The following is a 15,988-nucleotide window of genomic DNA, read 5'->3' as shown; positions in this document are numbered from 1 at the left end:
AAGCAGCGTTTAATTTGCCGGATAACACCTCACATCGCTTTATATCCATTTTCATTATCTCTAATAATTCTGTATTCATCTCTCTTCCTCCCAAAATCACATTGAAATTATATCATTTAATTTTCTCAAATCTTCTTCAACATCACGGTCTGTCCAGCAAGAACTAATATTTTTCCTTTTACACATTTCTGCTTTTGTATCTCCGAAAGCACTCCTTGTTTTTTCGAGATTTTTTTCTGTTACATTTTTCCCTATTGCATTCCTTCTCCAACCACAAAAATATATTTTAGCCTCTTCTTCAATATTTCTCCTTTTAGCGGCAACTCCTAATACTTCTCTATAATTCGGACGCATTTTAAATTCCTTTGGTATTCTTCTATTCAATGCTTCAAAAAAATCAAATGGAACAAACTTATGTGTTGGGTCGTATTTTATTTCAAGATATGCTATCAGTTTTTTATAATCCGCAATGAAGCTTTGGGTTTTATAGCCTTTTTCTATCTCAAGTTCGAATACTTTTGGTGATAATCCTAATGTTGTTAAATACAAACGATATGGAATTATATCTGTCAAAAAAATGCAACTAAAAATTTTTCCATTAAATTCAAATGGAAAAGTTGCTCTTTCTTCCCCTTTTGCTATCATATCTTTGTGCAATAACTTTAAAGCTGTAAATTCAAACATCTTCACCCAATCACCCTACTTTCGTTTTTTATATCAATTTCTTTTACAAACTATTTTGCCAAAAAGTATCCTTTCGCCAAATTATATATCATCCGTTCCCCAAAGCCTATCCCCTGGGGTAAATCAATTCCCTCATAGCCACTCTGCGGAAACTGAAACACACATCTATTTTTCTTCCAAAATTGCAGAAACCTTTGATTTACTGCGGTTTTCGGGACAGAAGGCAAACAGTCTCCACATGTGTTGAGGGTGTGAAACAGATTCCTGAAAAGCAGATTTTGTCCCTGACGGGAACCGATTACTCGCCTAAAATCCATTCATAGTTTTACTTTTATATCTTTACTCTAGGTTCAAAGTATTTTCATAATTCTTAATATCTTTCTTTTAACCTTTCGTTGCAAACTATATACTTATCACATTAAACTACTAATTTCTTCCTTGGTATTTCCTATATATTCAATCATATAAACCTTTCCCTAAACAACACTTTTTAAATTTCTTTCCGCTTCCACAAGGACACAAATCGTTTCTTCCGGTTTTCAACTTCTTTGATGGCATACCCAATTCTGCTGGCCTATGTCCTTTATCGATCAATGCAAATTCTTTTATCTTATACAGATATTCTGCAATCACCAAGATTGCCTGGAATAAGTGTAATGCTTCGTTTTCAAATTCCAAAAGGTATTCTGTCCTACTCTTCAATCTATCTTTAGGATCTGGTATATATGTTATTTGTTGAGAAATCGCATCATATTTAACATCATTATGTCCTATTGCATTGCGCAATTTCGCATTAATGATAACCTGCAAATACTCCGTATAAATTTCTTCACTATCACATAAGTGATATCTATTTGCTTTGGAAAGCCCAAAGAAATCGTCCAAAGAATTAACTCTTCTTTCTAATCCAGGTTTGACTTTCTTGAAATTTCCTCGAAACTTTATGTTGTTTAACGCAACTGGTAAAATTAATATATTTCCCAAAGCTTCATATACATCTAAATAAAACTGTTTTACCAAATCAAAACTGCTTGTTGTCGATCCTTCCTCTGCAAAGTCGATGCTATCTGCTTTACAAAACTGAGTAGCAAATGCTGGGATCAAGTATTGATAAACCTCAATAAACTCGCTCAGCATTTGATAGATTGTAGATTGCAAATCTTCCAATCTATATCCTTCATGAGCATTTAAATACTCTATCAATTCTCTTATCTGATCAAAATCCAACTTTAGCACACTATCACTTACTTCATGTTCTGAAATAACATCATCCCTCAACGGTGTAATAAATCCCATAATCTCTACCAGATGCACCGCTCTTAAAATTTCCAACTCATTAGTTCCTGGAGCAAACTGCTCTGGAATCAGTTTCTTCACCTCTTGAATTAGATAGCCTTTATTTCCGTTCTGAGACAAATCCAATATTCTTTTATATTGTGCCCAGTTCTGTGCAGTTTCCATTAATCTGGATACACTTCTTGTAAATTTCTCATATCCATTATTCTCCTGCATTCGACTTTGGTTTCTCATAAATGGAGATGGTACAAACTCTCTCTCATCAGTACTTAGCTTTTTAGTTGGAAATTCTCCGGAACATTCAACAACATAATCTGCCGATTCATCCTCTCTTAGAATTTCTGCATTCTCAAAACTGAATTCCAATCCCGGCATATCCTGCCCTATTTTAACTTTTCCATTTAAAGAAATCCCACATTTTCTACACGCTACGACAATTGGATGTTCCTCCTGCCAACCAACTTGTAACCTGACTCGTGTTATACTGCCACAGACATGACATCTTATAAAACAATTGTATACCACCCCATGTTCCTCCTCGTGTAGTCTATTTTAATATCATTCCAAATTTTCTTTCACCCATATTTAATCACTCTTCTGGGCAAGAACATTCAACACCACATTTTCTCCAAAATTTAGCCGTTGCCAAATTCGGTGGTTCTACACGAATATCTCTTGGATTGATGCTGTTCATATCAAAAAATTGTTTTATGATTTTCTCACCCATTCCCTGATTTCTCATAAAAGGTACAACTTCTAAACATGAAATATTATACTTTCCACTCTGTTCAATAAAGTAGTATAAAAATGCAGTTATATTTCCAAAACTGTCTTTTATTTTCCACAAATAAGCATTATTCCTCCAGACAAAATCTGGTAAAATAAATTCCCATGCTAATATCAATTTGTATTCTTTTTTGTATATTTTAATTTCCTCACTATAACATTTTTCAAATTGGAATAAATCCGTTTTTTCCATACTACTTTCTTTTACTATTGTACACGTTTCCAAATATTTATTTATATGAAAATCTTGCTCCTCATGTGACAATTTTGGTTTTTCACCAAACAGCGACTCATACATCTTAGCACTCTCAGGAGTATAATCAATAACACTATGCACTAATCTCTGTTTGAACCTCTCGACCCAAATTTCTCCATGAAGTGGCAGCCAATAATTAACTATATCAAAAGCACTCCATTTCTCAATCTGCCCATCGTATAATTTCATTTCAAATAAAATCTTTTTAATCTGTTCTTTTTGAACAGCATCCACTATAATATATTCTTTTTTTGTCCATCCCGAAACTCTATAAACACTACATTCAATAGGCATAATTGGCTTTTTATACCAATACTCATGTGTTAGTGCTGCATCTGGCACAAGTCCTTCTTCATATAGTTTATTCCAACCGACCAGATTTGGATCATCTTCATTAATTTTAACCTTATAAACTCTAACCAATCCTACTTCATCATCAAATTTGTTTACGATTTCCGCTGATTTAAGACATTCCAGAATACTAGGCGCTAAACAGATTCTCTTTTCTGTATAATTCTCACCTATTTCTGTTTCATCTGGTATCTTGGGAATCAAAATACTCTGAATTGGTTTCTCTAGTGATGTTATATGATATAAAATCACTTTTTCTCCTCCGCTTACATATTTGATTCTTAAACTTAAACCTTCCCGTTAAGCAATTATAATACGCTTTAACTAATAAAAGGGTTACCACCTTCCGGCAACCCTTCTATCATTTTTTACTACAAAATCAATCTTATTTGTAATTTATCACTAAATCAAGCCCCTCTTTTACCCGCCAATGCACGAACCTCCTCTACAGATAACTGAGAAATCTCAGCAATCTCCTCAAAAGACATCGCACCTTTTTTCAAAAGTCTGCTTGCCACTTCTTTTCTTTCCGCTAACCGTGCTGCCAAAGCAGCCTCATCCCGCATATCTTCCATCGCCTTACACATAGCTGCCACTCCTTTCTCATCTTCCTTGAAATATCTTACACGTTCAGCCAATGTTCTATACTTTATATCCTTCGCATTTGTACAGGAAAAATCATGCATCAGGGTCCCTATGGGCGATTCATCCCGGTATTCGCCATTCACATATAAAATATGTGCCTCATCGCCAAAGTTCTCACCAGTTTCTTTGATTACCCGGTCAATATGATAAATCGGTTTTCCCTTTCCCAGCACATCATGCTCTGTAATAAAGATTACATAAGTTTCCACCAGATTTTCCAGCTTTTCTCCCGGCTCAGTCACATTAGCATCGATCAAACTGCTGTGATATCTGGCTCTCTTTGCTCCCGCACCGCGATCTGCTCTCTGGATTTCTACATTATATCTTTTTCCGGCATGATCCGTCGCATAAATATCAAAAATAATTGATCTGCCCTGCAGATTTTTAAGCTGATGCTGGATTGCTACCTTTTCCACCTTCAAATCATCTCTGCCAAGCACAATCTGCAGCACCAGTTCCGTACATTCGATATTTTCCTCAAAACATTTTGACATAAAGTCATCATCCATCAGACGAAATCCACGGATTCTCTGCAGATCTTCCGGTCTGAACTTTTCTTCCCAATCCTTACTCATCTCTCTGCTTCCTTTCTCTGCCTGTTTTTATCAGAAGCATATACTTTCCCTATCATACTTAAATTTTATCACAGGCACACTTCTGTTGCAAGGTTCGCTCTGCCTCATTTTATGTTTAGATTTTATATTTTTAACCCGACGGTTCCCGTATTTCTTTCCTGATATCAATTTCTAATTTTCCCACTTATCCAGCCTCTGCACCATCACGATCCCCGACCGGAACTGAAGCTCGATCTTATTCTGATTAATAACCTTAACCGTCTGGATCAGCCTCCACACCAGATCATTATCAAATTCCCTGCTCAGTACCCCTGCTTTCCTTATATAATCGTCCACCTCTCCAGCTCTCTGATCATAGGCTTCTGCCAGACGTTGTTCCTTCCTGGACTGTTCTTTTCTCTTTCTCAACTCCTTCAGATGCGCCGTAACTCTCCGGTATTCCCGATCAAAATCTTCCTCTCCGCAGTTTCCTTTGGCACTTTCCTCAATCAGCGACATCAGATGCTTCTCCAGTTCCTGAATCTCTGTATTGTATTCTGTCGGTTTTGCTTTGTTTCCATAGCTTCCGATAATCCGGATCACGTTTTCACGGAATGCCTGCACAAATTCGCCCTGATCCTCTACCACCTTGCCAATTGCCATCATGATGGCTTCATGAAGGATTTCCTCTTTTAATGTCGGGGAATTTTTACACCGCTCGGAACCATGTTTCAACCGGTTATCACATCTCCACACAGCGCTTTTCTTTCCATATTTAGACCACACCTGCCTCCGGTAGGGCTGTCCGCATTCTGCGCAGATCATCAGACCCGACAGCGCATACTTGCCGCTGTACTTACTCTTCTCCTCTCCCCTCTTTTTCTTGATGGCTGCCCGGTAAATATTTCCTCGTCTGGCTTTCTCCTCCTGTACCCGGTAAAATAATTCTTTTGGTATGATGGCTTCATGGTCATCCTCTATATAATACTGGGGAACAATCCCCTTATTGACTACCTTCTTCTTCGTCAGAAAATCTACGGTATAGGTCTTCTGCAGGAGGGCATCCCCCATGTATTTCTCATTGGTCAGCATCTTATCAATCACGGTTGCCTGCCATACGGTATTGCCGGTCACTGTCCTGATCCCCTCTGATTCCAGGATTCTTTTAATCCTATAGCTGCTGTTCCCCTCCAGAAAAAGCCTGTATATTCTCCGCACCAGTTCCGCCTCTTCCGGTACTACCACCAGATTTCCGTCCTTATCCTTCGTATATCCAAGGAACTTATTGTGGTTGACAATAACCTGTCCTGCTTCAAACCGTCTCACAATTCCCCAGTGACAGTTTTCGCTGATATTCCGGCTTTCCTCCTGTGCCTGGCTGCTCAGGATCGTAATCAGCAGTTCCCCGCTTCCCTCCAGAGTGTTAATCCCCTCTTTTTCAAAAAATACAGCAATGTTCTTTTCTTTTAGCTTCCGGATATTTGTCAGGGAGTCTACGGTATTTCTGGCAAAACGGCTGATGGATTTTGTAATGACCATGTCAATCTTTCCTGCCATGCAGTCATCGATCATGGACTGGAAATCCGCTCTTTTTCTGGTACTTGTCGCGCTCTTTCCGTCATCTGCATAAATCCCTGCCAGTTTCCAGTTCGGATTGCTTTTGATTTTCTCTGTATAATATTGTACCTGAGCTTCATAACTGGATTCCTGCTGTTCCATCAGGGTGCTGACACGGCAGTAGGCTGCCACCCGAAGGGTTCGCATTTGCGGCCGGATGCTCCGGTCATACGCCGGTTTTGCCGGTATGATCGATATGTTCTTTTTTATACTTGCCTCCATCACTGCTTCCCGCCTCCATCTTCTTTTATCTGGATTACGACTCCATTCTTCATATGTACATCCATGGTTCCATTCTTAAAAACCATGATTTTCTCCACTGTCTTTTGAAAGCATTTTTCATTAAAATATTCCTGTTTTCCACCTCTGCACAGGATTTCTTCAATCTTCCTTCCATAATAAGCGCGGCTTTCTATCTCTGCAGATTGATACTGTTCCATTGCCCTCTCGTAAAGCAATGTTTTGATCTCTTCTGCCGAAAACTCTTCAATCTGCAGAAGTTCTTCAATCTGTCTTGTCAGCTTCCTGTATTTGGGTGTTTCCACTGCTGCGCTCTCTTTCTGAACCTCCTGTGCCAGTTCCGGATGCTCCACCACCAGATTCATGGCTGTTAGTGCTGCATTTTTTATCTGCTCCTCTGACAGAATCCGGTTTCCGCAGGATACCTTCCTCCCATTCTGATACTTGGAACATTTCCAGCACCATTTATCTTCTCCGGGCTTTTGCCGCTTCTTCGCATATTTTCGATATTCTAATCCACACGTTCCGCAAAAGATCTTTCCATTCAAAATGCCCTTGCCTGCATGACTGTTTGGATGATACCTGCGTCCCAGCTGGCTGGTTCTATTTTCCCGTCTCTCCTGTACCTGCAGAAACAACTCCTTTGAAATAATTGGCGGATAATATTCATCCCCGCAATATCTTGGGTTCTTCAGCAAATTTCCGATAGAGGCATGACTCCATGAAGGATGTCCGTTTGCATTCAGCACTCCCAACTCTGTCATCCACTTTGCAATTCCATAAGTGGTAGATCCTTCCAAATAATCCCGAAAAATACGTTGTACCAACTCTGCCTCTTCCGGGACAACCTCTGCCCTGCCATTTTGAATTCGATATCCGATTGGAAAACGCTTTTGCCGTTTAATTCCTGCCATCTTCCAATCCCCCTTCCTCCAATGACTCTTCCAGCTCCAATCCATTTTTCAGGCAGAACCGGATTTTCTGCCCCGGATATACCGTTGCATGGTCAATGATCATCAAAAATGCTTCTTCTTCATAATTTTCCATTCTGGTTGGGCGGCTCCGAAATACAGTCAGCAGATATTCTGTTTGCATGATCTCCTGTTCAAAGAACTGATCCGCCTCTAAAAGCTGCCGCCTATGGATTAGCGTTTCCAATTCTGAATCCAGCTGGTTCCGCCTTTCTATAAAAACAGCAGAGCCAATATTGCCGTCCACCAGGACCTGCCGCAACATGTAGCTCTGCTTTCTCAATTCCTCTATTTGATAATTTAACTTCCGAATCTCCCTTTCCTGCTTTGGATCTCTTGGGACTGCTTTAAGCCCAGCCAGTAAAGGCATCAATATTTCCTCATAATTTCCTGCCATCCGGTTCCACATCTTGGTAAACAAACGTTCAATATTTTCTTCTCGGATTGCCTTTTGACCACAGGCTTTCCTATCCTGAATATGTTTATGGCAGCACCACTGGACTTTTTCATAAGATTTTCCTATGTATAGTTTTTGCCTGCGGAATATGCTGCCGCACACCCCACACCGAATCCGGCTGCTAAATGCATAACGGTTCTGATATGCCTCTGAGTCCTTGACACACTGCTGTTCCTTTCGATATGTACAGAGCTTACGAACTGCTTCCGCTTCTTCTCTGCTGATAATAGGTTCATGGTTATCCCTGATCAGATATTGAGGAAGTTCTCCATGGTTCCGTTTCGTTCTAAATGGTATACCTTCTGTAGTACAAGTCTTCTGTAAAAGCAGATCCCCTTCGTAAACCGGATTTTTAAGAATTTCTTTGACGGTTCCCTCCTGCCATCCATTTGACTTCCGGCTAGTAGGGATTCCCTCCTTCTGTAAGCTCTGAGCAATTGTATAGGAACCCATTCCCCCCAGATATGCTTCAAAAATCCTCCGTACTACTGCCGCTTCCTTCGGTTCAATGATCAGATTTCCATCTGGATCTTTACAATATCCATACGCAGGATCACTGATAATAAAGGTACCATTTTGAAATCTCCGTACCACAGACCATCTGACATTTGCAGAAATATTCTCTGATTCCCCTTGCGCAATGGAACTTAAGATAGTAAGAAGCTGTTCACTTTTTTCAGAAAGGGTATCAACCCGTTCCTTTTCAAAATATATTCCTATTCCAAGAGCCTTTAATTCACGAATCGCCTGAATACTGTCTACCGTATTTCTTGCAAATCGTGTGACTGATTTTGTGATAATATAATCATGCTGTCCCCGCCGGCAGTCCTGCATCATCTTCTGAAATTCATCCCGACCATTCAACTTTGTTCCGCTCCTGTCCTCATCCGCATAGATACCTGAAAAAATCCAGTTGTTTCGCTCTCCAATGAGCCGACTGTAGTATGCCACTTGAGCTTCCAGCGAATGCTTCTGATCTTCAGAATCTGTGCTGATCCTGCAATATGCACAAACTCGTTTTTCCTGTGTTTGTTCAAGGGACTGTATGGTACGGACCGGATCAATCCGTGTGACTTTCTTTTCCTTTTTTACCATCACTTTCCTTTTCCTCCATCTTCAGATATACCCTCTTTAAAATTCCCCCTCCTGTTAGCACCACACAATACCACAATTTTTGCTGGATATCTAGTGCTTTCAGCATATACTTTGGAAAGTTCCGGTTTAAATGTTAGACGGTTTAAAGCATCAATTTTTTCATACTCCTCCGGCAATAAAAAACCATTTTTCAACATCAGATCCAACAGCTTCACAGCCAGCTTATAACTTAATTCCCTGCTCTCTTTTTTCTCCAAACTAAACCCCTCCTAATTTTTTCTCAATGCTGGGTGGAGGAATCATCTGCTTTTGCTGCTTCCATATACCGTCAAAATATTATCTTAACCAGATCTCCATCCCGTATTCCGCCCATGTCACTGCCTGATCCTCTTCCCCAAAGTATTGGTCTGCCGCTTTTTTATCTACCTCCAGCACCTTTGTCGCTTTCTCTCCTGCCGATAACAATGCTGTCAGATGCTGCTCTATCTCCCGACGCATTTCCTCATCCTTACAAGAACTGATTTTTCCACTTGCTGCACGCAGCACCATTCTATCCCTCATATCCGTCACAGACATCCACTCCATCTCTGTCCCATACTTTCTGAACAATGCCGCCAGATTTTCCGGCTCCAGAGACACTACTTTTTCCAGGGTTTTTCTTGCTTTCGCATCAAAAAGATAGGCGTACCCAATACTGCCTGATTCTAAAATTTCATGGATTTTCTTTTCTTCCCCTTTGTTCATCCCTTTTGTGCCTCCCGTCACTTTCTATTACATATGCAGAAACTGCTCATATTCCACCTGTTCCCTGCCAAACTCCTCTTCAATCCCACTATCATCAAACAGCCCTAAGCTGACCGCCATTGCATATTCCACATCTTTCATCCTACCAGCTTCCAAATGCCCTATGTATTCGCCCAACCTGCTTTTATCCAGCACCCGGATCTGTTCCAGCAGCACCATTGACGTTCTTCCAATTCCAGCTTCCCCTGCATACACCGTCACATGGATCGGAAGATTATGTTTCCCCGTCTTGGCCGTCATCGGTGCAATAATGACCGTACTACTAAAATAATTTCCTTTATCATTTTGTAAGATCATCACAGGCCGTACCCCGCCCTGTTCGCTTCCAACTGTCGGCTGCAGATCTGCCCAGTAAACATCACCCCTCTTGATCATCCTTTCTCCTTCCTGCACAGCCTTTGAAACGGCGGCGGCTAAAACCGCCGCCATTATCTATATCAACTGCCGTGCCTGTTCTTCATCAACAGTTTCCTCAATATCCCTATTTGACACTACATCCCGGGATCGGACGCTCTGCGCCCTTGGGCGGCAGTCATAAACCAGCCATGGCTTCTGGCTGTCATGGGTTTTATGCCCCTCCGAGGTTCTCCCCGAGCCGCCCTCATTGCGTGTTCCCGCACCCGCGTGCAGGGCTGTGACTGGACGGAAGTATCATAATAGGCTGTTCAGGTCATTGCAAACAGCCCGCCACAGGCTGACCAGGGATGGATTGTTTCCGCTCTGCATCTTTGATGTCATCTTGTTTAACAGGCATCTTTCCTGCCTGCAGATGGTCGCCGCGCCTCCTCCGCCATGCTTTCCCTTCCGGGCTGAACAGCTAACGTATTTATGCTGCCGGTTATGGACTTGTCAATGTTCGCTCTCCCGCCGCATGTCCTGCTTACACGCCGGAAAATATCTGGAGTTTTTTCCTCCTACTTATATCCACGTTGGGAAAGCCTTCTGACAACCCTAAAATGACAAATTCTGTAAAATTTTTCTCAGTTTCTGCAAAATCCTCCCCCTCTGCTTATTTATGGCATTCTGTGAAACACAAAGCTCCCCTGCCAGCTCCCTCTCACTGCGTCCGCAAAAAAACAGCTGGATAATCAGGTATTGTTCCCGTTTTTCCAGCTGTCTGATCGCTCTGTGCAATTTTTCATATTGAAGTCTGCTACATATTTCCGCCTCAATATCCTGTTCCCCTCTGTCCGGGAACAGCCCCGCTTCCATCATCCTGTCAAGGGAATCCTCCCTTCCGGGCAGAATGCTTACTCTTCCTGTTTTTCGGTCAAGTACCGCCTGTTCTGCTTTCAGATCGTATTCCTGATACTGCATCTTCCTTTCTGTTTCCTTCAAAACTGAAATGATTTCTTCACTGGCCTCCGGATACATCTTCCGAAAATCCGGCAGCCTGCCTGCTTTCGCCATAGAGTTCCTCCATGTCTTTAAAACAGAACAGGCACGCCAAATAATTTTCATTCGTATATTTCCTCCATTATTTTATGGATTCTAAATTGATACACGGTCCTCCTCATTCCGTCTCTTCTTCCAATAAAAACCCTTCACTTATTAGCCGTTAAAGAAAGGAAAGTGCCAAAAATACAAATAATTTTGTTTACATTATTTCTAATATTCTCTTTTTGATCTCACCACTGCCGGATAATAATAGCTTTTTACACAAGAGAACCACTTATGTCAAAATTACAACTTCTATTTATCAGAACTGTACACTGCTGAACGTACCATAAAAAAACCAGGCAAGAAACCTTTAAAACAAGATTTCTTACCTGGTTTACATTTTTGTCAGAATAAAGCTATCTTTAAATCATCCTAAATAGTAGCTTTATAATACCAGATGCACCTAGGAATATAATCTCTGAGGTATACATAATAATCGCCTAAGTGCTTACCGCCTTTCGTTACACTTACCTGAACCAAACTATCTCCTGCATAAATTTTAAAAGATTTTTGACCATCATCTCCGGAACCTGAATCTCCAGGGCGATAGTTGTAAGGTGTTATATAATATGGTGTCGAATCGGTAACGATATCATGATACAGCGTATCATTACTGAGCACTGTATATAATGTTGAGAAAAGAATATCTTCTTTTTCTGAAAGAGTCGGAAAATATAAATTTTTCAACAAAACATCCGTTCCCGGAACAAATATATCCACCGCATTATAGATAAGCTGCTTTAACGTAACATCTTCGCCATTGCGCTCCATATCTGCGTATTTCATTAAATATGAAAGTACGGAACCTACCGTGCCAAAAAAACTTGACGCAAACTCTGCAAGTTTACCTCCTCCATTCAGTGCCTTAATCCTCTCAGCAGTATATTTTTCATAATGTTCTACTTTTAAAGTATATTTTTCCTCTGGACTCTGAGTTGGAAAAGGGAAAATAAAGCGACCTTTATCATCTCCAAAATTCTCATAGCAGTACTGATATTCATCCTTACGCCTAATTTCCTGAAGATCAAATTTGATGGAATTAACCGTATCCTTCGCCTTTTCTTCTTCTTTAAGCCGATAATTGATACATTCTAGTGCGATCTCAATATTACGATCTTTTTCGCTAAGAACAGCATTATCCATTTTAAAGAGAGAAGTCGATTCAGGTTCTGGAACTTCTTCCGGATCAAATGGCGCCATTTTTCTATAATTTTTGGATACGATCAAATTATCTATTTCAATAGTACTTCCATTGACCGTGTACTTTACTGTAGAAATTTGATCAAACATCCAATTAGACGGAAGTAAATATCCTAAATTTCCGCTATAACCAGTTGACATATCCGACACAAAGCTGCTTATAGCATAGCCTTTATCGCTTACCTGTATACATACATTTCTTGGTCCATAAACACCAACTTTGTAATTTTTAGGATTACGTCCTGTATCAGAAAACAATTTAAAAACAGCTTCAAAATAAGGAAGAATGCTATTTTTAATATCTGTTTCCAGCGCATCAAAATCGACGCAAAAATAAATGGTAGTCCTTGAAGGAAATCCTAATTTCTGGGCATTTGAAATTGCAGTAGCAGCATCTGTGCGTCCTTTAGCAGATGTAAAATAGCCACTATGGTTACCTTCTGTCTGGTAAATCGGAAAAATATCCATTCCGGTTTCTGTAATAATTTCAATTTCTTCGCGCTTTAAACGTTTCCAAAGACCGCCACCGATATATCTGCCAATAACTTTACGTCCATCTGCTGCTAATGCGCTGGCAATTTCTTTTGTTAATGGATGTGCACGATCACATCCTGTTCCCTTTCTATTAGGATTTCCTGAACTGGTCAAAAGGGAAGCCCACGTGTCTTTCCCGGCAATTCCATCAGCAATAAGTCCTACAAATTCCTGAAATTCTTTAACAGCTCTTTCAGCACCAGCTCCAAAAACACCGTCAAGTTGATTTGGATTAAATTTATTACAACAAAGGGCATATTGTAAAATGAGAACAACTGATTTAGATGCAGCCCCACCACGCTTAATAGTAGGACATTTTGACATCGTCCCGCTGCCAAAAACACCATCTACTGTTTCTCCAATTTCATGCTGCAGCGCTCGTATAAGTCCCTTATTTGTAAATTTTCCATAAATCCCATTACATGGAATAAGGTCCATGTAATTACTGTAAGAACGATTTAATGCCTGCTGAATCGTTCGGATTTGATGATCACCTTTTTCTTCATCAAGTCGAAAATTCTCGGTATTAAGAATCGCTTTTAAAAGTTTAGGTGTGATATTTCCTGTAGTAGATATAAAACCTGCATCTGTTTCAAATTCCCTTACTTTTTCAATCATACCACTACCATAAATCCCGTCGAATCCTTTGGGATTATAGTCCTTGCAATATAAACCGCCCTGTGCGATATACACTTTATTACGATTCGTCTGCACACTGGTGTCCAACGATGGCGAAATCGTTCCAATGGCAGCTAAAGACCCCGATCCAAGAACACCATCAACCTTTACACCAGCTTCAATCTGAAGCCCTCTGATCAACGCTTTAATCGTTGAATTTCCAGTGAGACCATCCTCTGTGACAGCCGGGAAATCCGGGTGATTCCCATAGGTCAAATTTAACCATTTTTGCACTTCTAAAACTTTCAAATCCATTTTTATTTCTCCTTCTTATTTATTTTAGCTGCGCAGCTATAAATAAATAAGAACTTATGTAAAAAATTGTAAACATAAAAAATAATTAAAAACAGAGAAATGATTTTGAATCATTTCTCTGTTAAAAAATTTTCCCATTAGGGTTAATCAACCAATATATGTTATTTCTCCAGATTGAATATCCTGACATTTAAGCTGACTATTCGAATCCAAATAATAAATATGATCATTTAATATATCAAAATGTTCATAATCTTCAGATTTAGAGAAAAGAATTTCAAAATCTTCTGTTTGAAAAGAAATCCTACCAACATAAGCCTTTTCATCCTTTTCATAAAATCCATATAAGTAATCATCATCAAATGTGATAAAATCAAAATGTTCTTCATTCCGATTCCACAGAATCTTTTCTCGTTTACCATCAAGTGACATAAGATGAATCCTATCATGTTGATGCTCATCAAAAAATACAAGTCCCCAATTAGTCGCTATGCATTTATCATAACATTTTCCATATTCAATAATTTCTCCTCTTCTTTCGGAAAAATTAAACCGATAGGCTCTCATAAATCGTATATCTGTATTGCCAGACATTGAAGCATGGACAGAAAAGAAATTTGTACCATTCCAATATTTCCGACTAAAACAGGTATCAATGAGGTCTACACTAAAAGATAAATCCCAATAAGGGTCGTTTTTTACACTTTCTGGATAGGAAATCTTATATCGGTATCTGCTGTTATATTCCTGATAATTCGTAGTTTCATCAAACGGTACCAATTCCAGTATTTCTCCATTTTCGTCCAAAAGAGCCTCCTGCACACACCCTGATTCCGCAAAAAAATAGATATGATTTTCGCCATTCCATTGTTCAAATGTAATTTTATATATTGCCTCCTCACTGTCACAGAGCGTCGAAATTTCATGTGTATTCAAATTAAGTCGCTTTACTAGATTATCACAGCTGTAATACAAATCTCCATTAAATTCATCTCCCATTCCGATACATCCAACATCAATCAATTCCCACCCTTTCGTATCATCTTTTTGAGCATAGAGTCCATCCGGAGTAGCAGCATATGTTGTTTCATTAAAATGTTTTACATAAGAATTAAAGGGATTATTGATAATATATTCATATTCAGGCGCCTCAAAAATATCATCTGGCAAAATGATATCTTCTTCTGCATTATCTACAGATACTGTAGATTCAACTGCATTTGGCATCGAACAACTAGTTAATAATCCTGCGATCAGTATAAAAAAAAATGTCAACCATTCATTTTTCATATTTTTTATCATCCCTTTCACTTCGCTCATGGCACAAATAAGTTCTGAAAATGTCGTGCCCACCCTTCTTTATTTTATAATTCTTGTATATAATAGTAATATATCACCAAACGCAAAATCCTGAAATACTCTTTTCTTTTTTTCCCATCATATCTGATCTCATAACTTTTTATAAATCTCAAGAAATATTCCTTAAACTTCCATATCACATGTTTCAATATTTACCTTTTTCTACTTCCTCACGAATTTTTTTATATATTTTTCCCTTTCTATAATTCAAAGTTGATCTTGAAATATTTAATTCCTCTGCTATTCTTTTTTCACTCAATCCTTCCCAGAATATCTTTTGCAACACAATCTTTTCCCATATATCTAAACGATGTATTGCCACATATAATTTTTCTAAATCAATCTCCTTTTCAATAATACTCCATACTGTATCATCTGTCGAAATCTCTATTCCTTTTTCCCAAAGAGACTCTAGCGAAATTTCTCTAACTAATTTATTTTTTCCTCCTTTTTGCTTTATTCCTCCCCATTTTAAATCAAACATGAAATATTTCTCTTTTCTTTTTCCATAATAATATTCTCTATACACTTTATAATCCACTTCCATTAATTCACCATTAATTCTAATATAAAACTTCTTCATTATATCCCCCCTATATGTCTACAAATATTTAAAGTTATAGTAAGGATTTTTTCTTATCATCTGTCGTTATATTTTCTGACGATTTTGTATCTTTCTCTGATTATTCCGGGGATCTCTGAGCCACCTGTCCGGACTTTGAGAGCCACCATTCCGGAGAATGAGCGCCATATATTCCGGTAATTC

At 39.1% G+C, this 15,988-nt stretch carries 14 protein-coding genes; all 14 read right to left on the bottom strand.

What is annotated here, in order from left to right; genetic code table 11:
• Nucleotides 1-96: 96 nt before the first annotated feature.
• Entirely contained in the window at nt 97-684 is a 588-nt protein-coding gene (locus OCV62_RS13325; protein WP_262587224.1) for a DUF6037 family protein, read from the bottom strand.
• Nucleotides 685-1,140: 456 nt separating this feature from the next.
• Nucleotides 1,141-2,505, bottom strand: a complete 1,365-nt coding sequence (locus tag OCV62_RS13320; protein WP_262587223.1) for an SEC-C metal-binding domain-containing protein — start codon at nt 2,503-2,505, stop codon at nt 1,141-1,143.
• Nucleotides 2,506-2,569: 64 nt separating this feature from the next.
• Nucleotides 2,570-3,625 (bottom strand): hypothetical protein, encoded by a 1,056-nt coding sequence (locus tag OCV62_RS13315; protein ID WP_262587222.1) that lies wholly within the window; start codon nt 3,623-3,625, stop codon nt 2,570-2,572.
• Nucleotides 3,626-3,780: 155 nt separating this feature from the next.
• Entirely contained in the window at nt 3,781-4,593 is an 813-nt protein-coding gene (locus OCV62_RS13310; protein ID WP_262587221.1) for a PD-(D/E)XK nuclease family transposase, read from the bottom strand.
• A 171-nt stretch (nt 4,594-4,764) separates the two neighbouring features.
• A complete protein-coding gene (locus OCV62_RS13305) occupies nt 4,765-6,411 on the bottom strand; it encodes a recombinase family protein (RefSeq protein WP_262587219.1) in 1,647 nt (548 codons plus the stop codon).
• Nucleotides 6,411-7,343: a recombinase family protein gene (locus OCV62_RS13300; RefSeq protein WP_262587217.1), complete on the bottom strand. Its 933-nt coding sequence runs from the start codon at nt 7,341-7,343 to the stop codon at nt 6,411-6,413. Before OCV62_RS13300 ends, OCV62_RS13305 begins: the two co-directional genes overlap by 1 nt.
• Nucleotides 7,330-8,952: a recombinase family protein gene (locus tag OCV62_RS13295; protein ID WP_262587290.1), complete on the bottom strand. Its 1,623-nt coding sequence runs from the start codon at nt 8,950-8,952 to the stop codon at nt 7,330-7,332. The genes OCV62_RS13300 and OCV62_RS13295 overlap by 14 nt, the downstream gene beginning before the upstream one ends.
• Nucleotides 8,952-9,209, bottom strand: a complete 258-nt coding sequence (locus tag OCV62_RS18305) for an SHOCT domain-containing protein (RefSeq protein ID WP_262587216.1) — start codon at nt 9,207-9,209, stop codon at nt 8,952-8,954. Before OCV62_RS18305 ends, OCV62_RS13295 begins: the two co-directional genes overlap by 1 nt.
• A gap of 79 nt (nt 9,210-9,288) precedes the next feature.
• Complete coding sequence (locus OCV62_RS13285; protein WP_262587214.1) at nt 9,289-9,696, bottom strand: hypothetical protein; 408 nt, start codon at nt 9,694-9,696, stop codon at nt 9,289-9,291.
• Nucleotides 9,697-9,723: 27 nt separating this feature from the next.
• Nucleotides 9,724-10,185, bottom strand: a complete 462-nt coding sequence (locus tag OCV62_RS13280; protein WP_288837196.1) for a type II toxin-antitoxin system PemK/MazF family toxin — start codon at nt 10,183-10,185, stop codon at nt 9,724-9,726.
• 522 nt (nt 10,186-10,707) lie between these two features.
• Nucleotides 10,708-11,217: a sigma-70 RNA polymerase sigma factor region 4 domain-containing protein gene (locus OCV62_RS13275; protein ID WP_262587210.1), complete on the bottom strand. Its 510-nt coding sequence runs from the start codon at nt 11,215-11,217 to the stop codon at nt 10,708-10,710.
• A gap of 351 nt (nt 11,218-11,568) precedes the next feature.
• Nucleotides 11,569-13,863, bottom strand: coding sequence for a glycoside hydrolase domain-containing protein (locus OCV62_RS13270; RefSeq protein WP_262587207.1), 2,295 nt, complete (start codon nt 13,861-13,863; stop codon nt 11,569-11,571).
• 147 nt (nt 13,864-14,010) lie between these two features.
• Nucleotides 14,011-15,183: a hypothetical protein gene (locus OCV62_RS13265; protein ID WP_262587205.1), complete on the bottom strand. Its 1,173-nt coding sequence runs from the start codon at nt 15,181-15,183 to the stop codon at nt 14,011-14,013.
• 184 nt (nt 15,184-15,367) lie between these two features.
• On the bottom strand, nt 15,368-15,805 hold the full coding sequence (locus OCV62_RS13260; RefSeq protein WP_021915587.1) for an RNA polymerase sigma factor: 438 nt from the start codon (nt 15,803-15,805) through the stop codon (nt 15,368-15,370).
• Between the last annotated feature and the right edge of the window lie 183 nt (nt 15,806-15,988).

Source organism: Gallintestinimicrobium propionicum (assembly GCF_025567525.1).
In the GTDB taxonomy this organism is placed as follows: Bacteria; Bacillota; Clostridia; order Lachnospirales; family Lachnospiraceae; genus Gallintestinimicrobium; species Gallintestinimicrobium propionicum.
This window is presented reverse-complemented; position numbering and strand designations above follow the sequence as displayed.